27 protein-coding genes, 1 pseudogene and 1 riboswitch are annotated in these 25,080 nt (G+C 67.1%); of the genes and pseudogenes, 13 read left to right on the top strand and 15 right to left on the bottom strand.

What is annotated here, in order from left to right; genetic code table 11:
- Positions 1-21: 21 nt before the first annotated feature.
- From CBP34_RS17450 to CBP34_RS17430, 5 genes are all read right to left on the bottom strand, one after another.
- Positions 22-615, bottom strand: coding sequence for a MarC family protein (locus CBP34_RS17450; protein WP_086913511.1), 594 nt, complete (start codon positions 613-615; stop codon positions 22-24).
- Complete coding sequence (locus CBP34_RS17445; RefSeq protein WP_086913510.1) at positions 612-1,025, bottom strand: VOC family protein; 414 nt, start codon at positions 1,023-1,025, stop codon at positions 612-614. Before CBP34_RS17445 ends, CBP34_RS17450 begins: the two co-directional genes overlap by 4 nt.
- Positions 1,026-1,084: 59 nt before the next feature.
- Positions 1,085-1,252, bottom strand: coding sequence for a hypothetical protein (locus CBP34_RS20160; protein WP_236748455.1), 168 nt, complete (start codon positions 1,250-1,252; stop codon positions 1,085-1,087).
- 251 nt (positions 1,253-1,503) lie between these two features.
- Positions 1,504-1,875, bottom strand: a complete 372-nt coding sequence (locus CBP34_RS17435) for a TraR/DksA family transcriptional regulator (protein ID WP_086928257.1) — start codon at positions 1,873-1,875, stop codon at positions 1,504-1,506.
- Between the two features lie 152 nt (positions 1,876-2,027).
- Positions 2,028-2,675 carry a glutathione S-transferase gene (locus tag CBP34_RS17430; protein WP_086928256.1) on the bottom strand — a complete coding sequence of 216 codons (648 nt, stop codon included), beginning with the start codon at positions 2,673-2,675 and terminating at the stop codon, positions 2,028-2,030.
- 138 nt (positions 2,676-2,813) lie between these two features.
- Here CBP34_RS17430 and CBP34_RS17425 point away from each other — a divergent pair, with 138 nt between their 5' ends.
- The 6 genes and pseudogenes from CBP34_RS17425 to CBP34_RS17400 all read left to right on the top strand — a co-directional run bounded on the left by CBP34_RS17425 (position 2,814) and on the right by CBP34_RS17400 (position 8,913).
- Positions 2,814-3,170, top strand: coding sequence for a DUF2946 family protein (locus CBP34_RS17425; protein ID WP_418134688.1), 357 nt, complete (start codon positions 2,814-2,816; stop codon positions 3,168-3,170).
- A gap of 80 nt (positions 3,171-3,250) precedes the next feature.
- The gene (locus tag CBP34_RS17420) at positions 3,251-5,557 is read left to right on the top strand and encodes a TonB-dependent receptor (protein WP_086928255.1); all 2,307 of its coding nucleotides are present in this window, start codon (positions 3,251-3,253) and stop codon (positions 5,555-5,557) included.
- Between the two features lie 27 nt (positions 5,558-5,584).
- Entirely contained in the window at positions 5,585-6,133 is a 549-nt protein-coding gene (locus CBP34_RS17415) for a YcnI family copper-binding membrane protein (RefSeq protein ID WP_086928254.1), read from the top strand.
- Positions 6,134-6,171: 38 nt separating this feature from the next.
- Positions 6,172-6,675 (top strand): copper chaperone PCu(A)C, encoded by a 504-nt coding sequence (locus CBP34_RS17410; RefSeq protein ID WP_086928253.1) that lies wholly within the window; start codon positions 6,172-6,174, stop codon positions 6,673-6,675.
- Between the two features lie 68 nt (positions 6,676-6,743).
- On the top strand, positions 6,744-7,562 hold the full coding sequence (locus tag CBP34_RS17405; RefSeq protein ID WP_086928252.1) for a PhaM family polyhydroxyalkanoate granule multifunctional regulatory protein: 819 nt from the start codon (positions 6,744-6,746) through the stop codon (positions 7,560-7,562).
- Between the two features lie 56 nt (positions 7,563-7,618).
- Positions 7,619-8,913, top strand: a pseudogene (locus CBP34_RS17400) (FIST signal transduction protein).
- A gap of 61 nt (positions 8,914-8,974) precedes the next feature.
- On the opposite strand, the gene CBP34_RS17395 reads toward CBP34_RS17400, so the two are convergent.
- The 4 genes from CBP34_RS17395 to CBP34_RS17380 all read right to left on the bottom strand — a co-directional run bounded on the left by CBP34_RS17395 (position 8,975) and on the right by CBP34_RS17380 (position 14,307).
- Positions 8,975-10,297 carry a D-amino acid dehydrogenase gene (locus CBP34_RS17395; protein ID WP_086928250.1) on the bottom strand — a complete coding sequence of 441 codons (1,323 nt, stop codon included), beginning with the start codon at positions 10,295-10,297 and terminating at the stop codon, positions 8,975-8,977.
- A gap of 94 nt (positions 10,298-10,391) precedes the next feature.
- A riboswitch (glycine riboswitch) is annotated at positions 10,392-10,500 on the bottom strand.
- Positions 10,501-10,660: 160 nt separating this feature from the next.
- Positions 10,661-11,773, bottom strand: coding sequence for a peroxidase-related enzyme (locus CBP34_RS17390; RefSeq protein WP_086928249.1), 1,113 nt, complete (start codon positions 11,771-11,773; stop codon positions 10,661-10,663).
- Positions 11,770-13,290, bottom strand: coding sequence for an NAD(P)-binding domain-containing protein (locus CBP34_RS17385; protein WP_086928248.1), 1,521 nt, complete (start codon positions 13,288-13,290; stop codon positions 11,770-11,772). Before CBP34_RS17385 ends, CBP34_RS17390 begins: the two co-directional genes overlap by 4 nt.
- A gap of 9 nt (positions 13,291-13,299) precedes the next feature.
- Positions 13,300-14,307, bottom strand: coding sequence for a Bug family tripartite tricarboxylate transporter substrate binding protein (locus tag CBP34_RS17380; RefSeq protein ID WP_086928247.1), 1,008 nt, complete (start codon positions 14,305-14,307; stop codon positions 13,300-13,302).
- Between the two features lie 203 nt (positions 14,308-14,510).
- Between CBP34_RS17380 and CBP34_RS20155 the strand changes: the two genes are divergently transcribed.
- Positions 14,511-14,750, top strand: a complete 240-nt coding sequence (locus CBP34_RS20155; protein WP_236748454.1) for a hypothetical protein — start codon at positions 14,511-14,513, stop codon at positions 14,748-14,750.
- A gap of 21 nt (positions 14,751-14,771) precedes the next feature.
- Positions 14,772-15,293: a fumarylacetoacetate hydrolase family protein gene (locus CBP34_RS17375; protein ID WP_236748453.1), complete on the top strand. Its 522-nt coding sequence runs from the start codon at positions 14,772-14,774 to the stop codon at positions 15,291-15,293.
- A 35-nt stretch (positions 15,294-15,328) separates the two neighbouring features.
- Here the strand turns inward: CBP34_RS17375 and CBP34_RS17370 are convergent, their stop codons facing one another.
- On the bottom strand, positions 15,329-15,781 hold the full coding sequence (locus CBP34_RS17370; RefSeq protein ID WP_086928246.1) for a thrombospondin type 3 repeat-containing protein: 453 nt from the start codon (positions 15,779-15,781) through the stop codon (positions 15,329-15,331).
- Positions 15,782-16,017: 236 nt separating this feature from the next.
- Positions 16,018-16,749, bottom strand: a complete 732-nt coding sequence (locus CBP34_RS17365; RefSeq protein ID WP_086928245.1) for a helix-turn-helix domain-containing protein — start codon at positions 16,747-16,749, stop codon at positions 16,018-16,020.
- Positions 16,750-16,867: 118 nt separating this feature from the next.
- Between CBP34_RS17365 and CBP34_RS17360 the strand changes: the two genes are divergently transcribed.
- Together CBP34_RS17360 and CBP34_RS17355 are read left to right on the top strand one after the other, a co-directional pair.
- On the top strand, positions 16,868-17,749 hold the full coding sequence (locus CBP34_RS17360; RefSeq protein WP_086928244.1) for a hypothetical protein: 882 nt from the start codon (positions 16,868-16,870) through the stop codon (positions 17,747-17,749).
- 55 nt (positions 17,750-17,804) lie between these two features.
- A complete protein-coding gene (locus CBP34_RS17355; protein ID WP_094099251.1) occupies positions 17,805-19,751 on the top strand; it encodes an MFS transporter in 1,947 nt (648 codons plus the stop codon).
- Positions 19,752-19,757: 6 nt separating this feature from the next.
- Here CBP34_RS17355 and CBP34_RS17350 read toward each other — a convergent pair whose 3' ends face one another.
- Entirely contained in the window at positions 19,758-20,270 is a 513-nt protein-coding gene (locus tag CBP34_RS17350) for a YMGG-like glycine zipper-containing protein (protein WP_094099250.1), read from the bottom strand.
- 73 nt (positions 20,271-20,343) lie between these two features.
- The gene (locus CBP34_RS17345) at positions 20,344-20,772 is read right to left on the bottom strand and encodes a hypothetical protein (RefSeq protein WP_094098764.1); all 429 of its coding nucleotides are present in this window, start codon (positions 20,770-20,772) and stop codon (positions 20,344-20,346) included.
- Positions 20,773-20,986: 214 nt separating this feature from the next.
- On the opposite strand from CBP34_RS17345, the gene CBP34_RS17340 reads away from it, so the two are divergent.
- Complete coding sequence (locus tag CBP34_RS17340; protein ID WP_094098763.1) at positions 20,987-22,069, top strand: zinc ribbon domain-containing protein; 1,083 nt, start codon at positions 20,987-20,989, stop codon at positions 22,067-22,069.
- Positions 22,070-22,148: 79 nt separating this feature from the next.
- Positions 22,149-22,529, top strand: a complete 381-nt coding sequence (locus CBP34_RS17335) for a DUF3597 domain-containing protein (RefSeq protein ID WP_094098762.1) — start codon at positions 22,149-22,151, stop codon at positions 22,527-22,529.
- A gap of 147 nt (positions 22,530-22,676) precedes the next feature.
- Here the strand turns inward: CBP34_RS17335 and CBP34_RS17330 are convergent, their stop codons facing one another.
- A complete protein-coding gene (locus tag CBP34_RS17330) occupies positions 22,677-23,150 on the bottom strand; it encodes a hypothetical protein (protein ID WP_236748452.1) in 474 nt (157 codons plus the stop codon).
- 116 nt (positions 23,151-23,266) lie between these two features.
- Positions 23,267-24,439, bottom strand: a complete 1,173-nt coding sequence (gene tgt / locus CBP34_RS17325; protein ID WP_086928240.1) for a tRNA guanosine(34) transglycosylase Tgt — start codon at positions 24,437-24,439, stop codon at positions 23,267-23,269.
- 103 nt (positions 24,440-24,542) lie between these two features.
- Between tgt and CBP34_RS17320 the strand changes: the two genes are divergently transcribed.
- Positions 24,543-25,028, top strand: a complete 486-nt coding sequence (locus tag CBP34_RS17320) for a universal stress protein (protein WP_094098761.1) — start codon at positions 24,543-24,545, stop codon at positions 25,026-25,028.
- The last annotated feature ends 52 nt before the right edge of the window (positions 25,029-25,080 follow it).

Genomic DNA, 25,080 nt, shown 5'->3' with positions numbered 1-25,080 from the left:
GCCGGCCCCAGGGCGTGTGGCCTACAACTGCCGGGCGAGCTGCTTGATGCCGCGGATCAGCATCTCCACCGAGATGGCAACCAGGATCAGCCCCATCAGGCGCTCAAAAGCCATCACCACGCGCTCGCCTACCAGGCGCTGGATGCGTTCGGCCAGCAGCAGCACCACGGCGCACACCGCCATGGTCACGCACAGTGCGGCCACCCATTCCAGTCGCCGCTCGGGCGCCTGGGCAACCAGCAGCATCACGGTGGCCATGGCCGAGGGGCCCGCCAGCGCGGGGATGGCCAGGGGCACGATCAGCGGCTCACCCGGCAGTTCGGTCTGAGGCCCGGAGTCGGGCGGAAAGATCATGCGCAGCGCGATCAGAAACAACACGACCGCACCCGCTATCTGCAGCGACAGATCGCTCAGGTTCATCACCTGCAAAAACTGCGCGCCAAAGAACAGAAATACCAACAGCAGCGCAAAGGCGATCAGCACCTCGCGCAGGATCACCCGCGCCCGGCGCTCGGGCGCCACGCCGCGCAGGGCGTTGGCAAAGATGGGGATGTTGCCCAGCGGATCGGTGATCAGCAGCAGCAGGATGGTGGCGGACGCAAAGGTGTAGCTCACGCCGCGTACACCGTGTCCAGCGAGCGAAAGCCCTTGATCTCTATCGGGTTGCCGCTCGGGTCATGAAAGAACATCGTCCACTGCTCGCCGGGCTGGCCTTCAAAGCGCACCTGGGGCTCGAGCACAAAGGCGGTGCCCGCAGCCTTGAGGCGCGCAGCCAGCGCCTGCCAGTCGGGTAACTCCAGAATGGCGCCGAAATGCGGCATGGGCACCAGGTGGTCGCCCACATGCCCGGTGCGGGCACTGGCAAACGGCGTGCCCAGGTGCAAGGAGATCTGGTGGCCGAAGAAGTCGAAGTCCACCCAGGTGTCGGTGCTTCGGCCTTCTTGGCATCCCAGCACGCCGCCATAGAAGCGGCGGGCGGCATCCAGGTCGGTGACGTGAAAGGCGAGGTGAAAGAGGCTGCGCATGCCACAAAGGATAGCAGCCAAGGGCCCCGCCTGGGCAGGCCGATGGGAGCCCGCAGCGGTCAGGCCATGGATGGATCGGCCGCCATGTTGTCAAACTTCTTGAAGTACTGGCGTGCCATCGCCACCAGCTGTGCGTCCGTGGGGTGGTCTGCGGCCACCGAGTCCACCACTGCGTCGGCCACGGCGGCATGGTGCTTGGCGCACCAGTCGCGGAACTGGTTGCGCACCAGGCCGGGCCTGCCAGCAGCACTTCGCGCGTGTTCGACAGCGCCTGTGCGATATCGGTAAAGAACGGGCCCAGGTCTTCTGCCTTGCCCTGGTGCTTGTGGTGGCTGCGGGATTTGATGCGCTGGGCTTCGGTATGTTCGCGGTCGAACATCACTACGTGGGCTTCAGACTGGTCCAACCAGACAACGGCGTGAAAAGTGCTCATCAGAAGGCTTTCTTGGGGTTGAAAATATGGAAAAACAAAGATCGCTCAGGCCACCCGGCGGTGTTGCTCGGCCTTTTCCTGGCAGTGCACGCAGCGCGCAGCCTCGGGGGTGGCGTGCAGCCGGGCTGCGGCAATGTGGGTGCCGCAGTCCGTGCACTCGCCATAGGTGCCGGCCTCAATGCGTGCCAGAGCTGCGTCGACGGCGGCGAGATGGGCTGTTTCACGCTCGTCCAGCGCAAACTCCAGCTCGCGTTCGGTGGCCAGTTGGGCGCGCGGATCTTCCGGCTGGCCAAAATGGTCTGCGGCCGCCTCGGCCCGGCCGATGACGCCACCGCGCTGCTCGGCCAACTGTTCCAGCAGTGCGGATTTCTGTGCGAGCAGTTGCTGGCGGAAGGGGGCGGCTTGGGTCATGTCCATGCGATGTTTCCTTGGGGCTGATTGAACACTTTCATGTTGCGCCCGAGGGGTTGGCCCTGCGTTGACCAAAGTCAAAGAGTGGTGGCGCGGCCGTACCTGCCGGCCGCCCCTGGCTTTGGTTCCGATGGGCCCTTTGGCAGAACGCCGCCCGTTCAGCGCTTGGGTCGGCGCGCCAGCATTTCGGCGGTGCTGGCCTTGCGGTCTGCGTTCACGCGCTGCACATGGGGGCGCTCGCCCATGCGCGTGAGGTACTCGCGCACCGGCAGGTTGGCCAGGAAGTCGCGGCCATAAATGATTTTGGTGGCCGAACTGATGAGCGGCAGGTGCACGATGGCGGCGCAGTCGGCCAGGGTGAAGCTGTCGCCCGCCACATAGGGGCTGAATTGGGCCAGCTGACCGAAGGCGGCGATGTTCTTCTCCAGCTGCGTGCCCACCTTCTCGCGGGTCGATTCGCTCACCGTGCCGCCAAAGAAGGCCTGGGGGTACAGGTTGCGCGCCACCAGCTCCAGGTGCAGTTCCAGAAAGGTGATCAGCTCGCGCACCTTGGCGGCGGCAAACGGGTCGGCTGGCAGCAAGGGTGGCAGGGGATGGGCGGCTTCGATGTAGTCAACCATCACCGCCGACTCGCACAGCGTGCCCTGGGGCGTGCGCAGGTAGGGCACCTTTCCGAGCGGCGTGGCGCTGGGGTCGGTCTCGCCCACCCAGGCCGTTTCTTCGGTGAAAGGCAGGCCTTTTTCGAGCAGGGCGAGCTTGACCTTGTTGTAGTAGTTGCTGGCTGAAAAGCCGCAGAGTGTCAGCATGGGGATGTCTCCGTTGTTGTGGGCTGGCAAAGTGCACATCGTAAGAGGGTGCCAGGGCAAAGCACCGTCGCGCAGATGACGGTGGTCAAGGGCATGGCGGGATGGCGGCCTACAATCAGCGCCTTCATGCCGACCGCCATGCAAACCCTTCGCCACTTTCGCTGGCTTGCCCGCCTCGTGCTGGCGTGGTTTGTGTTGTCCATCGGCGTGGCAGTGGCGTCGCCCCTGGTCAACCCGCAGGCCATGGAGCTGATCTGCTCGGGCTCGGGCGCCATCAAGCTGGTGGTCAAGACCGACGATGGCGCCAAGGAAATGCCCAGCCACACGCTGGACTGCCCGCTTTGCGCGCAGGTGGGCGCTCCGCCTCCCGTGTCGCTGGCCCAGCTGCCTGTGGTCCACCCCCTTGCGCATGCCCTGCGCCCCATTCCTGCCGCGCACATTGCTGCGCGCACCGCCGCTCCGCTGCCACCGCGCGGGCCGCCTGCATTCTCCTGAATTCGCTATTTGTTTGATAGCTGTTGGCGCTTTGTGGATAAGCGCTAGTGGCCTTTCTGGCTTGAAATTCAGGAGTTCCCATGCGCAAAAGCCGCAGGGCGCTGGCCGTGGCCAGTGCCTTTCCCCTCGCACTCTGCACGGGTGTTTCCGCGTACGCCCAGACCGCCGACATCGCCAACGCCCCCGTCAAGGAGTTGGGCGTGGTCACCATCAGCGGCGGCCAGCCCACCTCGCTGCCCACGCAGATCCCCACCACCATCGAGGGTGTTACGCGCGAGCAGATCGAGCATGCGATCAACGCCACCGACAGCGAAGACGCCCTCAAATACCTGCCCAGCCTGCTGGTGCGCAAGCGCTACATCGGCGACTACAACCACGCCGTGTTGTCCACGCGCGCCTCGGGCACGGGCAACCCGGCGCGCTCCATGGTGTTTGCCGATGGCATTTTGCTGAGCAACTACCTGGGCAACGGCCCCACCAACGCGCCGCGCTGGATGCTGGTCACGCCCGAAGAGATCGAGCGCGTGGATGTGCTCTACGGCCCGTTTTCGGCCGCGTACGCGGGCAACTCGGTGGGCGCAGTGGTGGACTACGTCACGCGCATGCCGACCAAGTTTGAAGCCCATGGGCAGGTCAGCGTCCAGCACCAGCCGTTTGACCTGTACGACACCAACGCCACCTACGGGGGCAAGCAGGTGAGTGCATCCGTGGGCAACAAGCAGGGTGACTTGTCGTGGTTCCTCAACTTCAATAAGACCTACAGCGAAGGCCAGCCGCTCACTTTCCCCACGCGCCTGGTGTCCGCCGGCACCGTGGGCAACGCTGGCACGCCAGTCACGGGCGCGGTGCCGGGCAACAACCGCAGCAACCAGCCCTGGTACCTGTTGGGCACGGCCACGCAGTACCACACGCAGCAAGACCACATCAAGGCCAAGCTCGCTTACGACTTTTCGCCCACCTTGCGCGCGGCCTACACCTTGGGCTGGTGGCACAACGCATCCGAGGGGCGCCCCGCCAGCTACCTGCGCGATGCCCATGGCAATGCGGTCTACGGCGGCACGGTGAACATCAACGGCCGCTCGTTTGCTCTGGCGCCCACCGATTTCAATGGGTCCAACGAGAACCTCACGCATTTCATGCACGGGCTCTCGGTCAAGAGCCACACACTAGGTGTGTTCGACTGGGAGGTGGCCGCCAGCCTGTACGACTACCAGACCGACACCCTGCGTGCCGCCACGGTGGCGATGCCCGCCGCTTTGAGTGGCGACGCGGGCCGCATAGTCAACAGCAAAGGCACGGGCTGGAACACGCTGGCCGCCAAAGGCACCTGGCGGCCGGATGGGGTGAATGGCGCGCACATCGTGGACTTTGGCCTGCAGCGCGACAGCTACCAGCTGCGCACGGTGGAGAACGCCACCAGTAACTGGATCAACGGCGCGGCGGGAGCGCGCAACCAGGCCTTCAAGGGCGACACACAACTACTGGGCCTGTGGGCGCAAGACACCTGGAAGTTCGCGCCAAAGTGGAAAGCCGCGCTCGGCGCCCGCGCCGAGCGCTGGAGCGCCAGCAACGGCCAGACCGGCAACGCCACCACCACGCTGAGCCACCCCGAGCGCAACGAAACCTACCTCTCGCCCAAGGCCGCCGTGGCCTACCAGGCCAGCGAACTGTGGGTGCTCAAGGCCTCCACCGGCCGCGCGGTGCGCATGCCCACCGTGGCCGAGCTGTACCAGGGCGGCATCAGCGGCAGCGGCACGCTCATCAACAACGACCCGAACCTGAAACCCGAAAAGAGCTGGACCACCGAACTGACGGCCGAGCGGGACATGGGCAATGGGCTGCTGCGCCTGACTGCGTTTTTCGAACGCACCAAGGACGCGCTGTATTCGCAGACCAATGTGCTCGTCACGCCCAACGTCACCAACGTGCAGAACGTGGACGCCATCCGCACCCATGGCATCGAGCTGGCCTACCTGGCCGCCAACGTCTTTGTGCGCGGGCTGGAGCTGGGCAGCAGCCTGACCTGGACCCATTCCAGGATCACGACGAACGACAAGTTCCCTGCCAGCGTGGGCCGATGGCAGCCGCGCGTCCCCGAGTGGCGCGCCAGCGCCGTGGCCACCTACCGGCCCGATGCCACATGGTCCTACACCCTGGGCGCGCGCTACAGCGGCAAGCAGTACAGCACGCTGGACAACAGCGACCCCAATGGCTTTGCCTACCAGGGCGCCAGCCGCTACTTCACCACCGATGTGCGCGTGCGCTACCAGATCAGCAAGCAGGTCAGCGCGGCGGTGGGCATCGACAACCTCAACAACTACCAGTTCTGGAATTTCCACCCCTACCCACAGCGAACCTACATGGCCGAGCTGAAGTGGGCCCCCTGACCTGGCAACCAACCACCCCACATCGCCATGAAAACTATCAAAACAATAGCTGTTTGCGCTTTATTGACAAGCGCTACCGGCCTGTTTAATACTGCAAACGCCCACGTCACGCTGGAGTACCAGGTGGCCAACGCGGGCAGTGGCTACAAGGCCACGTTCCGCGTAGGCCACGGCTGTGGCGAGTCGCCCACGCGCGAGATCGCCGTGACCCTGCCGTCCGGCGTGCAGGGCGCCAAGCCCATGCCCAAGGCCGGGTGGACCATCGCCATCGAGCGCGAGGCGCTCGCCGCGCCGCGCACCGACCACGGCAAGCGCATCACCGACGAAGTGCGCCGCATCCGCTGGACGGCCAACACCCCGGCCGATGCGCTGCCCAACGCCCCTTACGATGAATTTGTGCTGCAGGCGCGCCTGCCCGCGCAGGCCGGTGTCCTCTACTGGCCGGTGGCGCAGGTCTGCGAGCAAGGCCGGGTGGACTGGGCCGAGCTGCCTGGCGCCAGCCGCAAGCCGGACGACCTGAAATTTCCCGCACCCGTGCTGGAGCTGATGCCAGCGGCCGGCGGCCACGCGCATTGATCCCTCACTTGTTCATTTTTTAACCCCAGGAGAACTCCATGACACTGCACCGCATCACCCGTTCCGCACTCTTCGCCCTTGCCCTGCTTGCCGGACAGGCCCATGCCCAGGCCACCGCCCCCGTGGCGGTGGAGGGCGCCTGGGCGCGCGCCAGCGTGCAAGGCCAGAAGGCCACGGGCGCCTTCATGCGCCTCACGGCCAAGGAGGGCGCGCGCCTGGTGCGCGTCGAGTCGCCCGCCGCAGGCGTGGCCGAAGTGCATGAGATGAAGATGGAAGGCGACATCATGAAGATGCGCGCCGTGCCGGGGCTTGACCTGCCCGCCGGCAAGACCGTGGAGCTCAAGCCCGGTGGCTACCACGTCATGCTGCTGGACCTGAAGGCGCCGCTGGCCAAGGGCTCTAGCGTGCCCCTGACCCTGGTGTTCCAGGACGCCAAGGGCGCCGAAACGCAGCTGCCGCTGCAACTGCCGGTGAGCACGCAGGCGCCCGGCGCAGCGGCCGCAGACATGGGCCACGGCGCCGCGCACGGGCAAAAACACTGAGCGCCGGGGGCTTCCCGGGACGCAAGACATTGGAGTAAGCTGCGTGATCCACCTTTTGCGGAGCGGCCATGAGCGACACATCCAACTTCGGTTTCGGCAAATTCGTCCCCGGCTTTGACTTTCTGCAAAGCCTGGCCAAAGGGGCCTCCAGCAGCATTCCCCAGTTGCCGAGCCTGTCGAACTGGGTGGCGCCCACCCTCAGTGTCGAAGAGCTGGAAAAGCGCATCGACGAACTCAAGGCCGTGCAGTTCTGGCTGGAGCAGAACTCGCGCGCCCTGACCGCCACCGTTCAGGCGCTGGAGGTGCAGAAGATGACGCTGGCCACGCTCAAGGGCATGAACTTCAGCATGGGTGACGTGGCCAACGCTTTCAAGCTCAAGGCGGCCGACACCGTCAAGAGCAGCCTGGACAAGGCGGCTGAAAGCTTTGCCGGCCGGTCTGCGGCAACCGCACCAGCCACCCCCGCGCCGGCTGCCGCTGCGCCGCAACCCGCAGAACCGGCCAAGCCCGCGGCGGCCGACGGCGACCAGGCCCCCAAGGCGCCCGAAGCCAGCGTGGTGGACCCCATGCAATGGTGGGGCGCGCTGACCAGCCAGTTCCAGCAGATCGCGGCCAACGCGCTGAAAGACGCCGCCAAGCAGACCGCTGCCATCGACACCACCAAGACCATGGCCACCGAGGCCATCAAGACGGCTACCGACATGGCCAGCCAGTTTGCCGCCAAGGGCATGCAGGCGGTGCAGGGAGCTCAGCGCACCGCCGCCGGCGCGGCCAAGACAGCCGCTGCCAAAAAGCCTGCCGCCAAGAAGGCGTCCACCAAATCTGCGGCCAAGCCTGCCGCCAAGAAAGCCACGGTCCGCCGCGCACCGCGCAAGCCAGCAGGCTGAGGGTCTGGCCTGGCGGTGCTGCAACCTGCGTCCGCCACAGCCTGTGAGATCACACCATGAAACTATTTCCCACCGGCCATGCCACCCACCCCCAATGGCGCATGGCCGCCGCTCTGGTACTGGCGCAGTTGCGCGCCCAGATGGCGCTGCCCGAGTACGCGTCCGCTCCCACGCTGGGCCTGCTCTACATCACCGACCACTACGCGGGCGAGGCGCAGGCGCTGTTCGACTACCTGAGCGGCGAGCTGCCCGAAGTGACCGACTGGAGCGGCACCGTGGGCGTGGGCGTATCGGCCAACAACGCCGAGTATTTTGACGAGCCCGCGCTGTCGCTGATGCTGCTGGACATCCCGGCCGACCAGTACCGCGTGTTCTCGGGCGTGGCACCGTTGCCGCGCAACCCGGCCAGTGGGTTCGAGGCCTACACCGCACTCGTGCACGCCGATGGCCACACCGCCGAACTGGCGGAGCTACTGGAGGAAATGGCCGCGCGCACCACCACGGGTTACCTGTTTGGCGGGCTCAGCGCCAGCCGCGGTGCCAGCGTGCAGTTTGCCGTGGGCGGCAATGGCAACATCGCGGGTCACGGGGCGGCGGGTGGTGTGTTTGACGGTGGCCTGTCGGGCGTGGCATTTGGGCCCGGCGTGGCGCTGCTGTCACGGGTCACGCAGGGATGCCAGCCGGTGGGACGCCTGCACACCGTCACCGCCGCGCACGAGAACGTGGTGCTGCAGCTCGATGGCGAACCCGCGCTCGACGTGCTGTTGTCCACGCTCGATGTATCGCTGGACGGCGATGCGCAGGCGGCGCTGCGCAAGGTGCGGGCCACGCTGGCGGGCCTGGTGGATGCCGGCGAACAGCCCCAGGGGGCGCAGCGCACCGGCCACTTTGGTACCGACACGCGTGTCCGCCATATCGTGGGTCTCGATGGCGCGCGCCGGGGTGTGGCGCTGGCCGACCATGTCGAGCCAGGCATGCACCTGGCGTTTTGCCAGCGCAACGTGGCTGCAGCCCGCGCCGACCTGATGCGCATCTGCGCCGAAATCCGCGAAGAACTGTCGCCCGAAGCGCTGGAGCCGGCACCGCTGGCCAGCGCAGCGCAGGGGGATCGGCGCCCGGCGCCTGGTAGCGTGGGGCTGCCGGCGGCAGCACACCGGCCCGGCCCATCCGGGGCGCCATCTACGTGAGCTGCTCCGGCCGTGGCGGCCCGCACTTTGGCGGGCCGAGTGCCGAGCTGCAAATCGTGCGGCATGCGCTGGGTGATGTGCCTTTGGTGGGATTTTTCGCGGGCGGCGAAATCGCGCACCACCACCTGTACGGCTATACCGGCGTGCTGACGGTGTTCATCTGAACGCAGGCGGCCGCGCGGCGTGGGGCGGGCCGCGCGGCGGCGCCCGCCTGGGCCCTGCTGTTCAGGCCTTGTGCGTGCTGGCGACGGGCAGCAATCCGGATGGCGTGTGGCGCGGCATGCCGGTGAACGCAAAGTCCAGCTCGGGCGCCAGGCCGCTCACGATGCGCGCAATCGATTTACCCGAGCCGCAGGCGTGTGTCCAGCCCAGCGTGCCGTGGCCGGTGTTGAGGAACAGGTTGCCCACTTTGGTTTTGCCGATCAGCGGCACGTTGCTGGGCGTGGCCGGGCGCAGGCCGGTCCAGAACTGGGCCTGGCTCGCGTCGCCCGCGCCGGGGAAGAGCTGCTCCACGCGGCGCACGATGGCGTCGCAGCGCACCTGGTTGAGGTTGCGGTCGTAGCCGTTGAGTTCGGCCGTACCGGCGATGCGCAAACGGTCCCCGCCACGCTCGCTGGTGTAGCGCGAGAACACGAGCTTGAACTCGTCGTCCGTCAGGCTCACCTGGTGCGCCATGCGGGCGTCCTTGACCGGCATGGTCACCGAATAGCCCTTGGCCGGATAGATGGGCAGGCGAATGCCCAGCGGCTGCGCCAGCAGCGGGCTGAACGAGCCCATGGCCAGCACGAAGGCATCGCCACGCACGCGCTCGAAGCGGCCCTCGGCGTTGGTCACCTCTACATGGTCGATGGCATCACCCACCTCGCGCAGCGCCGTGATGTGGTGCCCCATGCGGAACTGTACGCCGGCTGCCTCGCAGAGCTTGGCCAGCTCGCGGGTGAACTGGTTGGCATCACCCGATTCGTCTTCGGCCGTAAAGGTAGCGCCGGCCAGCTGCGGGCGGATGTGGGCGAGGGCGGGCTCGATGCGCACGGCTTCGTCGGCGCTGATCACCTGGCGCTCGCAGCCCAGCGCGCGCATCTGCTCCGCGGGGGTCAGGGCGCCGTCGAACTCCTTGGCGTTGGTATAGAAGTGCAGGATGCCCTGCGTGCGCTGGTCGTATGCAATGCCGGTGGCCGCGCGCAGCTGCTGCAACGTGTCGCGGCTGTAGGTGCCCAGGCGCACGATCTGCTCGATGTTGTGGCGCGTGCGCGCCGGGGTGCAGTTGCGCAGGAACGACAGACCCCACAGCCACTGGCGCATGTCGGCGCGGATGCGAAACAGCAGTGGCGCATCTTCCTGGCCCAGCCACTGCAGCACCTTCAGCGGCGCGCTGGGGTTGGCCCAGGGCTCGGCGTGGCTCACCGAAATCTGCCCGCCGTTGGCAAAGCTGGTTTCGGCGCCGGGCGCGCCCTGGCGGTCGATGACGGTGACCTCATGGCCAAGCTGTTGCAGGAAATAAGCCGAAGTCACGCCGAGCAAGCCGGCGCCCAAAACGATCACGCGCATGATTTCTAAAGCCTTTCTGGGCTCTGGCGCTTAATGAACGTGCGTTGATAGCTATTTTTTAAATAGCAATCGAATGGCGCGCGTCCGCCAAGCTGCCGCTCCCCCTGTCCTTGGTACCTGAGAGATTCACCGCGCCGCCCAACTGGCGCGCGGTTTGCTCCTTCGGTGCGCCACGGTGGTGGCGGCTCTCCAGACGGCTTTGATGAATGGTGCAGTACGGGACCTGAGCGTGTATGGGAGTTTGCGCCTTCGGTGCAGCGGCGCCCTTGCGGGCCGCCGTGCTCTCCTGCGGGAGTCATTCTCGCGCCGCTGCCGCGCCCGCGGTGCGCTTATGGATGGTGATCCCTGCTAATGGAACCCGGGTTACGGATGCACGGCTTCGCCGAGGTTCAGCATCAGCCGGTTGGCCCAGGCAAAAAGCGCCGCCGCGTGCACGGTGTCGAGGATCTCCAGGTCGGACAGGCCGGCTGCACGCAGCGGCGCCAGATCCGCTGCTCCCACGGCGCCGGGCGCGCGCGTGAGGACGGCGCTGGCGTGCGCAATGGCGCGCTCGCGCGCGTTGGTGCCGGCGGTGTCGGGGTCGGTGAAGATCTGCGCAATCACATCGTTGCGCTTGGCCAGTTGCTCAAAGCGCTGGGCGTGGACGGACGCGCAGTACACACAGCCGTTGATGCGCGAGACCACGGTGGTGGCGATCTCGCGCTCGGCCCGCGGCAGGCCGCCGGGCGCGTACATGATGGCGTTGAAGGCCTCGGAGCGCTCGGCCAGTACGCGCGGCTGGTGCGCCAGCAGCAGGTAGAAGTCCGAACTGCGGGCCTTGGGGTGGCTGGCGTCCAGCACGGCGTTTTGTTCGGGCGTGGCGGTGGCCGGGTCCAGCACGGGCAACCAGGCGCTCCAGCCCAGGGTTTCGCTGGTGTAGCCGTTCAGGCGCAGCGGCTCGCCGGGGGCGGGCAGGTTGGCCGGGTGAACGAAGGGTGCCTCGGGCGCTGCAGGCGAGGCCGCTTGCGCGGGTGCGCCGCCTGCTGCGCCCAGCGCCGCCAGCGCACCCACACCGGCCAGCACGCGGGCCTGGTAGGCCGCAAAGCCGATCAGCTGCGCCAGCAGCACCACATCGCCCGTGGGCAGGCCCGCCTGCTGCAGCGCCTGCAAGGCCTGGCGGTCGGCCGCTGCGGGGTTGGTGGCCAGAAGCTGCGTGAAGTGCGCGATGGCTTGCCAGCGCGCAGTCTCGGCGGGTGCCGCAGGGTGCTGCGCGCGGGCGGCGTAGTGCGCTGCCAGCGCGGGCAGGCCGCTGACCCGCGCCACGGCCTGCGCCACGCCCACGCGCTCGGCCAGAGTCAGGCCGGTGTCCGGCAATGCGGGCGTCAGCAGCAGGTCTTCGCAAATCTGTGTGGCGGTGATGGCCTTGGCGCGCTGCACACGCGCGGCCTGCACATGCGCCGTTGCCGGGATGAGGGTGGCGATGGTGTCGGTGGTCATGTGTTTTCTTGTGGGTGGGTTGCAGCACCCGGGGTGGTGGTGTGGGGCCCGGTGCCTGGCAGCACGCGGCTGGGCGTGTGGGCGGGCGTCCATTCCTCGCCCGTCAGTTCGGGCTCGGCGTAGGCCTGCAGGGTGGCAAAGTGGTGTTCCACATCGTCGCGGTAGAACAGGCTGGCCAGACCGGTGGCCAGACGGCGCGCGCCATCGCTGATGGCCGGGATGTCGCCCGACACCGTGCCGTGCGACAGCGCTGCCGGGTAGCAAAAGCAGTGGATGCGCTCCAGCCCCGGGCAGGCGCCGGGCGCGGTGGGCTGGAACTCGAACACCGGCCCCAGGTCGGGCGAGTCGCTCAGCTCGCGGTCTTCATCGCCCAGTGGCGGCTGGTAGCGCTGGCCCCAGGTGCGCACCTGGCCCGCAAAGGCGGCGAATTCGGGCTTGCGCGCCCAGTTGATCTCAAAGCCCGTGGCCAGAATGAGGAAGTCGAACGCGAAAACGCCTTGCGTGGTGGCCACCTGCAGGCCCGCGCCCTGTGCGCGCACCGACTGCACGGCGCAGTCGAAGTGAAAGAACGCGTTGGGGTGGCGCGACACGCGCAGCGTGCTGCCTTGCGGCGGCGGCACCTGCTGCGCATTGATGTAGTGGCGGATGCGCCATTTCCAGGCATCGGGCAGGTCGGCATGGCCCTGGGTGAGGCCGGGCACGCCCGAGCCCTTGGACTTGTTGATGCGTGGCATTTCGCTGCGCCGCGCGATCAGGTCCACGCTGGCGGCGCCGCACTCCAGCGCCGTGCCCGCGCTGTCCATGGCCGACGAGCCCACGCCGATCACACCCACGCGCAGGCCGCGCAGGCGCTCGTAGTCCAGCATGTCGGACGAATGCGCCCAGCGGCTGCGCTCCACGCCCTGCATGAAGGCCGGAATCTGCGGGCCGCCCAGACCGTCGCGGCCCGTGGCCAGCACCACGCGGCGGGCCAACCAGGTGGTGCCGGGCGCGCCGGAAACCGATACATCCACCTCGACCTGGCCATCGCCGCGCGGGCGCACGGCCGTCACGGCATGGCCGTTGCGCACATCGGCCTGCGTGACGCGGCGGTACCAGCGCAGGTAGTCCATCCACTGCAGGCGCGGAATCTTGTCCAGTGCCTCCCAGGCCGCATCGCCCCATTGCGCCTCGAACCAGGCACGGAAGGTGAGCGAGGGCAGGCCCAGGGCAGGGCCGGTCAGCTCCTTGGGTGAGCGCAGGGTTTCCATGCGCGCGGTGGTGGCCCAGGGGCCTTCCAGGTCGCGCGCTGCGCGGTCGAGCAGCACGGCGGCAATGCCCTGCTGCGCCAGCGCCATGCTGGCTGCCAGGCCTGCCTGCCCGGCGCCGATGATGAGCACATCGTGCACCGGCTGGCCCGCGTGGCTGCGCGGCGCAACCCAGGCGCGGGCGCGCCAGTTGAGCGTGAGCAGGTCGTGCTCCAGGCGCTGCTCCAGCGCGGCCAGACCGGTGGGTGTGTGCGATTGGGTGGTGGACATGGTGCCGCGTCAGTCGATGCTGATTTTGGCGTCCTTCACCACCTGGGTCCACTTGGCGCGGTCGGTGTGCACCGTCTTGCGAAACTGCTCGGGCGTTTCCAGGCGCACGGTGTTGCCATTGGATTCGAAGCGCGTGCGCACCTCGGGCAGTTCCAGCACTTCGCGCAGGGCGGTGTTGAGCTTTTTCACAATGGCTGCATCCGTGCCCTTGGGCGCAAAGATGCCGAACCAGATCGAGCTGTCAAAACCCTTGGTGCCCGGCAGGCCGCTGGAGGCGATGGTGGGCACCTCCTTGACCGCGTTCACCGGCTTGGCGGTGGTGACGCCGAGCAGCCGCACCTTGTCGGCCTTGTAGTGCGCCAGCACGGTCTGCACCTGGTTCATGATGCAGCAGGTTTCGCCGCGCAGCACCGATGCAATGGCCTCGGGGCCGCCCTTGTAGGGCACATGCACCATGTTCAGGCCCAAGCGGGCATTGAACTCGGCAAAGGCCATGTGGGTGCCGGCGCCGTTGCCGGTGGAGGCAAAGTTGTACTTGCCCGGGTTGGCCTTGACCAGTTCCACGAACTCCTTGAGCGTCTTCACGTCGATGACGGCGGGGTTGATGGTCAGCACGTTGGAGACATCGATCAGCGGCGCCACGGGCACGAAGTCGTCTTCCACATCGAACGGCAGTTTCTTGTAGAGCGCCGCATTGCTGCCATGCGTGGCCGCCGTGCCGAAGGCCAGCGTGTAGCCATCGGGCTTGGCGCGGGCCACGTATTCGCTGGCGATGTTGCCGGCGGCGCCCGACTTGTAATCAATGATCACCGGCTGGCCCAGGCGCTGGGCCAGGGGCTCCTGCACGGCGCGGGCTATCACGTCAACGCCCGAGCCCGCCGGAAAGCCCAGGATCAAGGTGACCGGTTGCTGGGGCCAGGCGACGGGATCGGCCGCCTGAACGCCTGTGGCGGCCAGCCAGGACGAGCAGGCGAGCGCAACGGCGGGGAGCCAGCGGGTGGAGAGCAAAGCACGCATGGGAAATCCTTGAGGGTGGGGTGTTGGGTGGGATGCGCCATTGTCGGAAAGTCATCATGTGCACCGCCGTATATGCATATATGGTTTGTGCCGCGCGGGCTCTGCCAACACCGCTGTGCGCGGGGGCTTGCGCCGGTCTGCTGCCCATAATCCGGCGACGGCCATCGTTGCCACCCTGCCGTATTGCTTGAAGAGGAAACCCCATGCCCGACACCGCTTTCGATCCCTTTGCCAGCGCGGCCTTGCTCACCATGGCGCGCCAGGGGCGCATGCCCCGGCCGCTGGATTTGCCCGCAGCGCTGCGCCCGATGGATGCGGCCCAGGCCTATGCCGTGCAGGACGTCGTGGTGCGCGAGCGTGGCGAGATCGTGGGCTGGAAGGTAGGCGCTGCGTCGCCCCAGGCGCTGCCCGCGCGCGCGGCACTCACGCATGACTCGGTGTGAATTGCGCCGGCCGGGCAGCCCGTGCGCCTGCCTGCCGCCGGCTTTGCCGTGATGGGGGTCGAGGCCGAGCTGGTGTACGAGCTGGGCGCTGACCTGCCCGAGCGCGCCACGCCCTACAGCGCGGCCGAGGTGCTGGCGGCCACGGTTTCGGTGCGTGCCGCCATCGAGGTGTGCGACACACGCTATGCCGCCTGGGCGCAGCAGGGCGAGTGGAGCCGCCTGGCCGATCAGGCCTGCCATGGTGCACTCATCGTGGGTTCGGGCACGACCGATGTGGCTGCGGTGCAGCCCCTGGCACAAGGCGTGACCCTGTCGGTGAACGGTGCGGTGGCCGTGCAGCACGCCGCTTGGGGCAACCCGGCGGGCGACCCGTTGCGGCTGCTGGCCTGGCTGGCCAACGAAGGCGCGCGCAGCCTGGGCGGGCTGCGCGCGGGCCAGTGGGTAACCACGGGCTCGTGCACCGGCACCGTGCTGGTGGCGCCGGGCGCGGTGGTGGTGGCCGACTTTCCAGGCCTGGGCCGCGCCGAACTTCAACTGGGCTGAACTGCAGCGCGACGCGCGGGCGACGGGTGCTGGCGTCAGTTGCGGCGCGGGTTGTCGGGCTGGCGGTCATGGCGGTTGGGCACGCCATCGCCATCGCGATCCCGGTCGTAGCGGTTGGCCACGCCATCCCGGTCGCGGTCCCAGCCGCCGCGCTGCATGTCCCAGCGCCCGTCATGCTCCACCCAGCGGGGTTCGCGGTAGTGGTAGCCGGGGCGGGCTTTCACCCAGTAGCCCTGCATCCACACATGGCGGTGGCCACGCCATTCCCAATGGCCCGGCACCCAGGCCATGCCGCGCCGGTGGCGAGGCACTGCTTCATAGCGTGGGGGCGGTGGGGCCTGGTATTGCGCCATCACCGGGGCGGGGCGCTGGTAATGGGGGCTGCCCGACTGGATGACGACGGTGGCGCCGACCTGTGCGTGCGCCGCCGTGAGGGCGCTCAGCGACAGCAGGGCGATGGAAGCGGCGGCGAGGGCAATGCGTGCCATGGTGTTCTCCTCAGATGTGATTCCGTGTGGAACCGGGAGCCTTGATCGTGGGGGCGCTGCGTCAAGCGCATGTAGGCGCTGTGCGAAGTGTTGTGAAGTTGTGTTTCAGGGCGCCGGCACGCACGCACCCTGCAACCCGGTGACTGCGCAGTTTTCAAGCCATTTTGGCCTGTAGCGCCCTACAGGTATGCGCCATGTGCTATCAAAATTGAATGAATGGTGGCGAGCAACTTTGGTTAACGCCGCATGCCCGCAAACGCCTCAAACTCCCAGCTGCGCAGGGCCAGCAGCAGCGTGTAGCCCTCGCGTTCGCTTTCGGGCAGCTTCTGGTCGGCCAGATGCTGCTGGGCAAAGTCGTGCGCCACGCGCTGCATGCGTTCCATGAAGGCCGGGGCCAGGCTGCGGCTGATGGCGCCGTGCACCAGCAGCACGCCTTCGCCCGGGCCATCGAAGCCACCCGCAAAGTAGTCGAGCAGGGCGTGCTCGCGAAAGTAGTTCATCACCGGGCCATGCGGGCGCCAGCGGAAGGTCTTGGCGAGCTTGAGGCGGTAGCGGTTGAACGGGCGCAGCTCGATGATGCCGATGCGGTCGAGCTGCGCGAGGTATTGGATGCCCTCGGCCTCGGTCAGGCGGTAGGTGGTGGTCACCTGTTCCAGCGTCCACTGGCTCAGCACGCAAATCGCCATCAGCAGCAGCTTTTTGTCGGCCACCACGGCTTTTTCCTGCTCTTGCGTCAGCTCTTTGAGCAAGGGCTGCGCATCGGCCACGCGCCGGGCCAGGTCGGCAAAGTCCAGCGCCAGGGCGCGGCAGATGGCGTCGATGCGCGACAGCGGCATGTCGCCCCTGGCCAGCATGCGCTTCACGCTCGATTCGGCCATGCCCAGGGCTTGCGCCAGGTCGGCGTAGGTCATCTGGGCGGTTTTGAGTTCCTTCTTGAGGGCGGCAACGAGGTCGGCGGTGGTGCTCATGGGTATCAATTATTGATACCTGCGGTGGATTGGGTGGCAGCTCAGGCAACTTTTTGACCGAAAAAGACGGCGCACTGAACACACTGCGCGGCATCGACCACCCTCGGATGCAACGACCATGACCCTCTCTGCACACCCCTCTGACCCGCGCGCCCCGCGCCCCCCGCTGCGCCCGAACCTGTCCCGCGCTGAAGCCGGCCTGCTGCTCGGCATGGCCGCGTTGCTGGCGCTGGCGCTGTTCGGGCCAATGCTGCCTGCCAGCGCTCACCAGCATGCGTTGGCCGACCAGCGGGCGCTGTGGGGCATTCCCTGCGCGCTGGATGTGCTGAGCAACCTGCCGTTTGCCATCGCGGGCCTGTGGGGGCTGGTGGCATTGCGGCGCGTGGCGCCGGGCATGCTCGATGCCCCATCGCGCGCGCTGGCCACCCTCTTCTTTGCGGGGCTGGTGTGCACGGCCGCGGGCTCCGCGCTGTACCACTGGAAGCCGCAGGACGCGGGCCTGCTGTGGGACCGCCTGTGCATGGTGTTGCCGTTTGCCGGCCTGCTGGGGCTGGCTGCGGCCAGCCGCGTGAGCGCGCGGGCCGGTGCGGCGACGGCAGGCGCCGTGTTGCTGGTCGGGCCGCTGGCTGTGCTGTGGTGGTCGCACAGCGGCAACCTGCTGGCCTGGGCCGTGGTGCAGTTGGGTGGCGTGCTGGTGGTGCTGGCCCTGGCCTGTCTGCCGCGCCGCGATGGCGCACTGGCGCTGCACCTGGGCGCCGTGATGGCGCTGTATGCCCTGGCCAAGCTCTTCGAAGCGGCGGACCACCCGGTGTTCGAGGCCACGGGGCAGCTGGTGTCGGGCCACAGCCTCAAGCATGTGCTGGCGGCCGGTGCGGCGTTGCAGGTGTTGGCGGCCCTTGCGGCGCTGCGCCACAGCAGTGCGGCGCACCTGCGGCGCGTCACGGCGTTTGGGCAGAATGGCGCCCACGCCGTGGGTGCCGCACGCGGGCCGCGCGCCTGATGTGCGGGGCATACCAACACACAACACACCCGTCGAAAACGAGGATAAAAAACCCATGCACCCCAAAACCGCCTCCACCCGCGTTGCACCAACGCATGAGGACCCCAACCAGTTCGCCCTGCTGCGCCAGCGCCGCTTTGCGCCGTTCTTCTGGACGCAGTTCTCGGGTGCGGCCAACGACAACCTGTTCAAGTTCGCCTTCACCGTGATGGTGACCTACCAGCTCAGCGTGTCGTGGCTGCCGCCCGCCATGGCGGGGCTGGTGATTGGTGCGCTGTTCATCCTGCCGTTCCTGCTGTTCTCGGCCACCTCGGGGCAGCTGACCGACAAGTTCGACAAGACGCGCATGATCCGTTTCGTGAAGAACCTGGAGATCGCCATCATGCTGGTGGCGGCGGGCGGGTTCATCGCGGGCAACGTGCCGGTGCTGCTGCTGTGCACCTTTTTGATGGGCGTGCATTCCACGCTGTTTGGCCCGGTCAAGTTTGCCTACATGCCGCAGGTGCTCAGCGAGCGCGAGCTTACGGGCGGCAACGGCATGGTGGAAATGGGCACCTTCGTGGCCATCCTGCTGGGCAACGTGGCCGGTGGCCTGCTGGTGGCGCTGCCCGAGAATGGATTGATTGGCGGCCACACCACCGTGGCCGTGGCCTGTGTGGTGCTGGCGTTGCTCGGGCGGGCCGTGGCGCAGTTCATTCCTGCGGTGCCCGCCACCGACCCGCACCTCACCATCAACTGGAACCCCTTTACCGAGACCTGGCGCAACCTGAAGCTGGCGCACCAGAACATCGTGGTGTTCCGCTCGCTGCTGGGCATCAGCTGGATGTGGTTTTTTGGCGCGGTGTTCCTCAGCCAGTTCCCCAGTTTTGCCAAAGAGGTGCTGCACGGCAACGAGCAGGTGGCCTCGCTGCTGCTGGTGGTTTTTTCCATCGGCATTGGCACCGGCTCGCTGCTGTGCGAGGTGCTTTCGCGCCGCCATGTCGAGATCGGCCTGGTGCCGCTGGGCGCCATTGGCATGAGTGTGTTTGCCATCGACCTTTACTTTGCCGCGCGCGGCCTGCCGCCTTCTGATGTGATGGGCCTGGCCGCCTTTGTGGCGCAGCCCGCACACTGGCGCGTGATGGCCGACCTGGCGCTGCTGAGCCTGTTTGCCGGCCTGTACAGCGTGCCCATGTATGCACTGATCCAGATGCGCAGCCAGCCGACGCACCGTGCGCGCATCATCGCGGCCAACAACATCCTGAACGCGCTGTTCATGATCGGCAGCTCGGTCATTGCGGGCGCGTTGCTGGGCGCGGGCTTCACCGTGCCGCAGATCTTTTTGTTCACGGGCATTGCGAACGCGGTGGTGGCGTTCTACATCTTCATGCTGGTGCCCGAATACCTGCTGCGCTTCGTGGCCTGGGTGCTCTCGCGCTGTGTCTACCGCTTCAAGGTGCGGGGCGACGAGCACCTGCCCACCAGCGGCGCCGCCATCCTGGCCTGCAACCATGTGAGCTTTGTCGATGCCGTGCTGCTCATGGCCGCCAGCCCGCGCCCCATCTACTTTGTGATGGACCACCGCATTTTCCGGGTGCCGGTGCTGGGCGCATTGTTCCGCCTGGCCAAGGCGATTCCGATTGCGCCGCAAAAGGAGGACCCGCGCGTGTATGCCGAAGCCTTCGAGCGCGCGGCCCAGGTGCTGCGCGAAGGCGATCTGCTGGCGATCTTTCCCGAAGGCGGTATCACCAAGGATGGGCAACTGCAAGAGTTCAGGGGCGGCATCATGAAGATCATCGAGCGCGCACAGCAAGAGGGTGTCGAGGCGCCCGTGATTCCGATGGCGCTGACCAACCTGTGGGGCTCATTTTTCAGCCGCATCGAGCGCGGCACTGCCATGGTGCGGCCGCTGCGGCGCGGCATGTTCAACCGTGTGGGGCTGAACGTGGGCCAACCACTGGCATCGCGCGAGGTGCAGCCCGCGCTGCTGCGCGAGCGGGTGGCTCGCCTGCTGGGGGCCTGAAGGATGCTATCTGCGCCAGTAGCCGGGCGGGGGCGGTGGCGGCGCCATTGGCGTGGCGTAGCCCGGCCCTTGCGAGCCCGGACTGCTCATCATGCGGCCGTACACGGGAATCTGGTGGCCGCGCGCGTACATGCATTGCACGTAGGCGCTGTCGTAGCCGCGCTGGCTGCCGTAACCGGCGGACTGGGCATTGCTGGAGCCCACCGACGAGCCCATCAGCAGGCCCATGCCGGCGCCCACCGCCGCACCCTCGTGGTTGCCGCCCAGCGCGGCACCCGCCAGGGCGCCGATGGTCGTGCCCACCACCGCGCTGCCGACCGCGTTCTGGTTGATGGCATCGTTGGAGCCACCCACCTGCATGTGCGCGTATTGGCGGCAGTTGACGTCGTCGTACCTGAACTGCTCAAAGCTCTTGGTGCTGCCGGGCAGCACCGTCACGCTGGGGCCGGTGGGCATCATCGTGCAGCCGGTCAAGGCCAGTGCCAGCAGCGGCACGGTTGCGAGGGAAAGGGCTTTCATCATGCTTCCTCAGGTAGGAGATGGGGCAACGGCCAAGCGAGATGGCGATTGCAGTCAGTGGCCGGCATGTGCGTCAGTTGGCCGGTGGCTGGGCCGGCACCTGCAGCCACCCGCCAGGGCACTGGGTTACATACGGGTAATAGCCATCCGGCTGGTTGCAGCGGTACCAGTAGCCCTGTGGCGGCTGCCCGTTGGCGCCCCCGCTGTAGCCTGGGGCATCGCTGCCGCGCTCGATGTACACGGGCGGCTCGGCCGGCACTGCAACCACCGGCGGCGCCCACCCGTAAGGATCGGCGTAGTAGTAAGAAGGGTAGACGGGGCGGTAAACGGGATAAGCGGGATAGCCGAAACCCGGGCCCAGGTAAAGGCCGATGCCGACCCGCGCACCCCCCCGGTGTCCATGGCCGCGCCCGTCCCGGTCGGCCCAGGCCATGCTGCTGGCCGCCAGCGCGGTGACGCCCGCCAATGCCACCGCGATAGGCCGCAGATTTCGCCACATCATGATTTCGCCCTGGTGATCTGTAGGAAATGGTTGGGGCTCGGCGCATGGGGAAAAGTTCCGCCCCACGCTGCCGCGATGCGCGTGTAAGACCAGGGATGCGAAGCGTCGATCCGGCCGGCATCATGCGGGTCGAATAATGGTACAAACAGGCTGCAACGCTTTATTTACAAGCGCAAGCAGCTATTAAATAAATAGCAACCAAAGAGAAAAAATCATGAGCAAATCACTGCGACTTTCCGAAAAATGGTTCCGCCGGGGGCTGTGGCTGGTGGCACTGGTATTCGCCAGCTTTCTCATCGGCCTGGGCAGCACCATCGTGGGCGACTTGCCCAAGGTGGAAGCCCCGCTGCGGGTGGACGACTTTCTCGACAAGGCGGCAGCCCAGGCCCTGCGCAATCAGGTGCGCGATGCCCGCCAGGCCGAGCAAGAGGCGCAGACCGCGCTGGAGCAGGCCCAGCTGCAGCGCAGCAAGGCGCGCAGCGAAAGCCAGGCCGAGCGCGAAACCTTCAACAACTGGCTGGCCACGCGCAGCGTGACCCAGCGCGCCGAGCACGACCCCGAGGTGCTGGCCCGCACACAGGCCCTCGATGCGCTCAAGCAGTCCGAGCGCACGACCCAGCAGGCCGTCGAGGCGCAGCAGCAGGCCGCGCTCGATGCCCGCCAGGCCGCAGCGGCCGCTCAGGCGCGCCTGGGCCAGCTCGAAGCCGCCGGCTATGAAAAGCTCAACGCCGAGCGCCGCAAGGTCGAGCTGCGCGTGTTCCTGTATCGCCTGGCGCTCACGCTGCCCCTGCTTGCCATTGCGGGCTGGCTTTTTGTCAAGAAGCGCAAGGGCACCTGGTGGCCGTTTGTGTGGGGCTTCATCTTCTTTGCGCTATTCGCCTTCTTCGTCGAACTGGTTCCCTATTTGCCGAGCTACGGCGGCTATGTGCGCTATGTGGTGGGCATAGCCATCACGGCGCTGGTGGGGCGCTACGCCATCGTGGCGCTCAACCGCTACCTGGAGCGGCAAAAGCAGGCCGAGTCGCTGCCCGACCAGCAGCGCCGCAAAGAGCTGGGCTACGACGTGGCCCTGGCGCGCCTGGCCAAAAGTGTGTGCCCCGGCTGCGAGCGCCCGGTTGACCTGAAAAACGACAAGATCGATTTTTGCCCGCACTGCGGCATCGGCCTGTTTGACCAATGCGGACACTGCAGCACGCGCAAGAGCGCGTTTGCCCGGTTTTGCCACGCCTGCGGCACGTCGAGCCAGCCCGTAGCAACCGCACCTGCACCTGCAACCCCGCCTGCCACGTCCGCGTGATACAAAGGCAGGCGGCGCTCAGGGCTTGCCCCCGCGTGCCGCGTGTCACAGCAACCTCAACGTCACTCCGGGAGCACTTATGGGCTTTTTCTCCAAGATTTTTTCCAAGATTTTCCCGTCAGCCAACGCGGCCGAAGTCGTCGTGGCCGCGCCACCGGCGGCCGCAGGCGCCCCGGCCGCCCCTGCGGCCCCGGCATCCATCCCGCTGGGTGACGTGGCGCCCATTCTGGACGCCATGCCCGGCGCGAGTGGCCTGAACTGGCGCACCTCCATCGTCGACCTGCTCAAGTTGCTGGGCCTCGATAGCAGCCTGGCCGCACGCAAGGAGCTGGCTGGCGAACTGCTTTACAGCGGCAACGACGAACCCGGCTCGGCCGCCTGGAACATCTGGCTGCACAAGCAGGTGATGCGCAGCATCGCCGCCAACGGCGGCACGCTGCCGGCCGATCTGCGCGACTGATCTGCGGCGCCGTCGCGACCGAAGGGGCACCTGCCATCACGCATGGTAGGTGCCTTTTTTTCGGTTGCCGTGTTGGTGACGCAAACCCAGCGTTGGGCCCATACCGCCATGGCATTGCTGTGCGCGGGCGGGGTTTTCGCTTCTGCGTCAGCGCCTGCGCCACCGCTGCTGCCACTGGCGCTTGATGACCCGCGCTACGCGCCAGGCCCACGATGCCCGCGCGCGCGACAGCACGGTGTGCTTCAAGTGCATCCAGTGGGCGTAGGTGAAGGCAAACCAGCCCAGTTGCATGAGCGCCGGCTGGGTCAGCGTGAACAGCCGCGCCACCACGGCGGTGCCCACCACCTTGGCCAGCACGATCACCGCCATGCCCAGCAGCACCTGCCCGCGCCCCACCGCCCACAGGGCCAGCAGCTTGACCGGCAGCAGCAGGGCCGTGGGCAAGAGAAACACCGCCACCGCTGCCCAGGGCGGCAGGCCGCGCACCAGCGCCTCGACCCACCGCAGGCCGGGCCAGCGGCCAATGCGCGCCAGCAGCCGCTGCAGCGGCTCCCAGCCCCATTCCTCGAACAGGATGGCCAACGCCAGCAATCCGCTGCCCAGGCCGGTCAGCGCACGCACGGGCCAGCGCAGCAGATGGTGCAGCAGTTTATGAATGGTTTTGGCCCCTTGCGCTTGCGTGACAGGCGCTTGTAGCTATCAAATAAATAGCGAAAGGCGACACCATCACCTGATGGTTACACCCCGCGCGCCCGGTCTGCCTTGAACTGCGCCCGGAACTGCGCAAACTGCCCCGCATCCAGCGCCTCGCGCACCTCGCGCATGAGGTTCAGGTAGTAGTGCAGGTTGTGGATGGTGGTGAGCATGGGCCCCAGCATTTCGCCGCAGCGGTCGAGGTGGTGCAGGTAGGCGCGGCTGAAGCCACCCCGCCCGCCTTCGCTCCACGGCACGCCCGCGCTGCCGGCGCAGGCGTGGCAGCTGCAGGTGGTGTCGAGCGGCTGGTGGTCGGTCTTGTGGCGGGCGTTGCGGATTTTGAGGTCGCCAAAGCGCGTGAACAGCGTGCCGTTGCGCGCATTGCGCGTGGGCATGACGCAGTCGAACATGTCCACGCCCTGCGCCACGCCTTCGACCAGGTCTTCGGGCGTGCCCACGCCCATCAGGTAGCGCGGCTTGTGGGCGGGCAGCCGGTGCGGCGTGTGCGCCATGATGCGCAGCATTTCGTCCTTGGGCTCGCCCACGCTCACGCCGCCCACGGCATAGCCGGGGAAGTCCATGGCGACCAGGCGCTCCAGCGACTCGGCGCGCAGGTTCTCAAACATGCCGCCTTGCACGATGCCAAAGAGGGCGTTGGGGTTTTCAAGCCGCGCAAACTCGTCCTTGCTGCGCTGGGCCCAGCGCAGGCTCATCTCCATCGACTGGCGTGCTTCGCGCTCGGTGGTCAGGTGCCCCTTGGTTTCATAGGGGGTGCACTCGTCGAGCTGCATCACGATGTCGGAGTTGAGCGTGGTCTGGATCTGCATGCTCACCTCCGGCGACATGAACAGCTTGTCGCCGTTGACGGGAGACGCAAAGTGCACGCCCTCTTCGGTGATCTTGCGCATGGCGCCCAGGCTCCAGACCTGAAAACCGCCAGAGTCGGTGAGGATGGGCTTGTCCCACTTTTCAAAGCCATGCAGGCCGCCAAAGCTTTGCATGACCTCCTGGCCGGGGCGCATCCACAGGTGAAAGGTGTTGCCCAGGATGATCTGCGCGCCCATGTCGTGCAGGCTTTGCGGCATGACGCCCTTGACGGTGCCGTAGGTGCCCACGGGCATGAAGATGGGGGTTTGCACCACGCCGTGGTTGAGCGTGAGCGTGCCACGGCGGGCGTGGCTGGTGGGGTCGGTGGTGAGAAGGTCAAACTGGAGCATGGGCGCGATTGTCCCAGATGGGGCCATCTACCTGCCGCTGGCCCGCGCGCTGCCAACGCGCCGCTACACTGGTTCGAACCGTTCAATAAAAGGAGTTGTTGCCATGATCAAGATACTCATCGCCGTGGATGGCTCGGCCCTCTCGCTCGACGCCGTGCACCATGTGCTGCGGCTGGTGCAGGACGGCCTGCGCGCCAGCGTGGTGCTGGCCAATGTGCAAGAACCCGCGTCGCTGTATGAACTGGTGGTGTCGCGCGACCCCGACCTGATCGCCGCTGCCAGCGTGGAGGCGGGTGAGCACTTGATGGCCCCGGCCCGCGTGCTGCTGCAGGCGGCCGGCTTGAGCTGCGAAACCGCCGTGGGCGTGGGCGACCCGGCGCATGTGCTGGTGGACATCATCGAAAGCTCAGGCTGCGACATGGTCATCATCGGTGCGCGCGGCCAGGGCGCCATCAGCAGTGCGTTGCTGGGATCGGTGTCGCAAGAGCTGGCGCATTCCAGCCCGGTGCCGGTGACCATCGTGAAGCACCCCGAGGTGCCGGAGCAGGAGGACGATGTGGAGCAAGGTGCCGCAGACGTGGCAGCCTGAGCCGCAGATGCGCCAAGGGCCGCTGACAGCGGCCCTTGGCGTTGGAAGAGAG

Source organism: Acidovorax carolinensis, assembly GCF_002157145.1.
Taxonomy (GTDB): Bacteria; Pseudomonadota; Gammaproteobacteria; order Burkholderiales; family Burkholderiaceae_C; genus Acidovorax; species Acidovorax carolinensis.
Note: the sequence above shows the minus strand (reverse complement) of the source record. Positions and strands in the feature narration are given on the sequence as shown.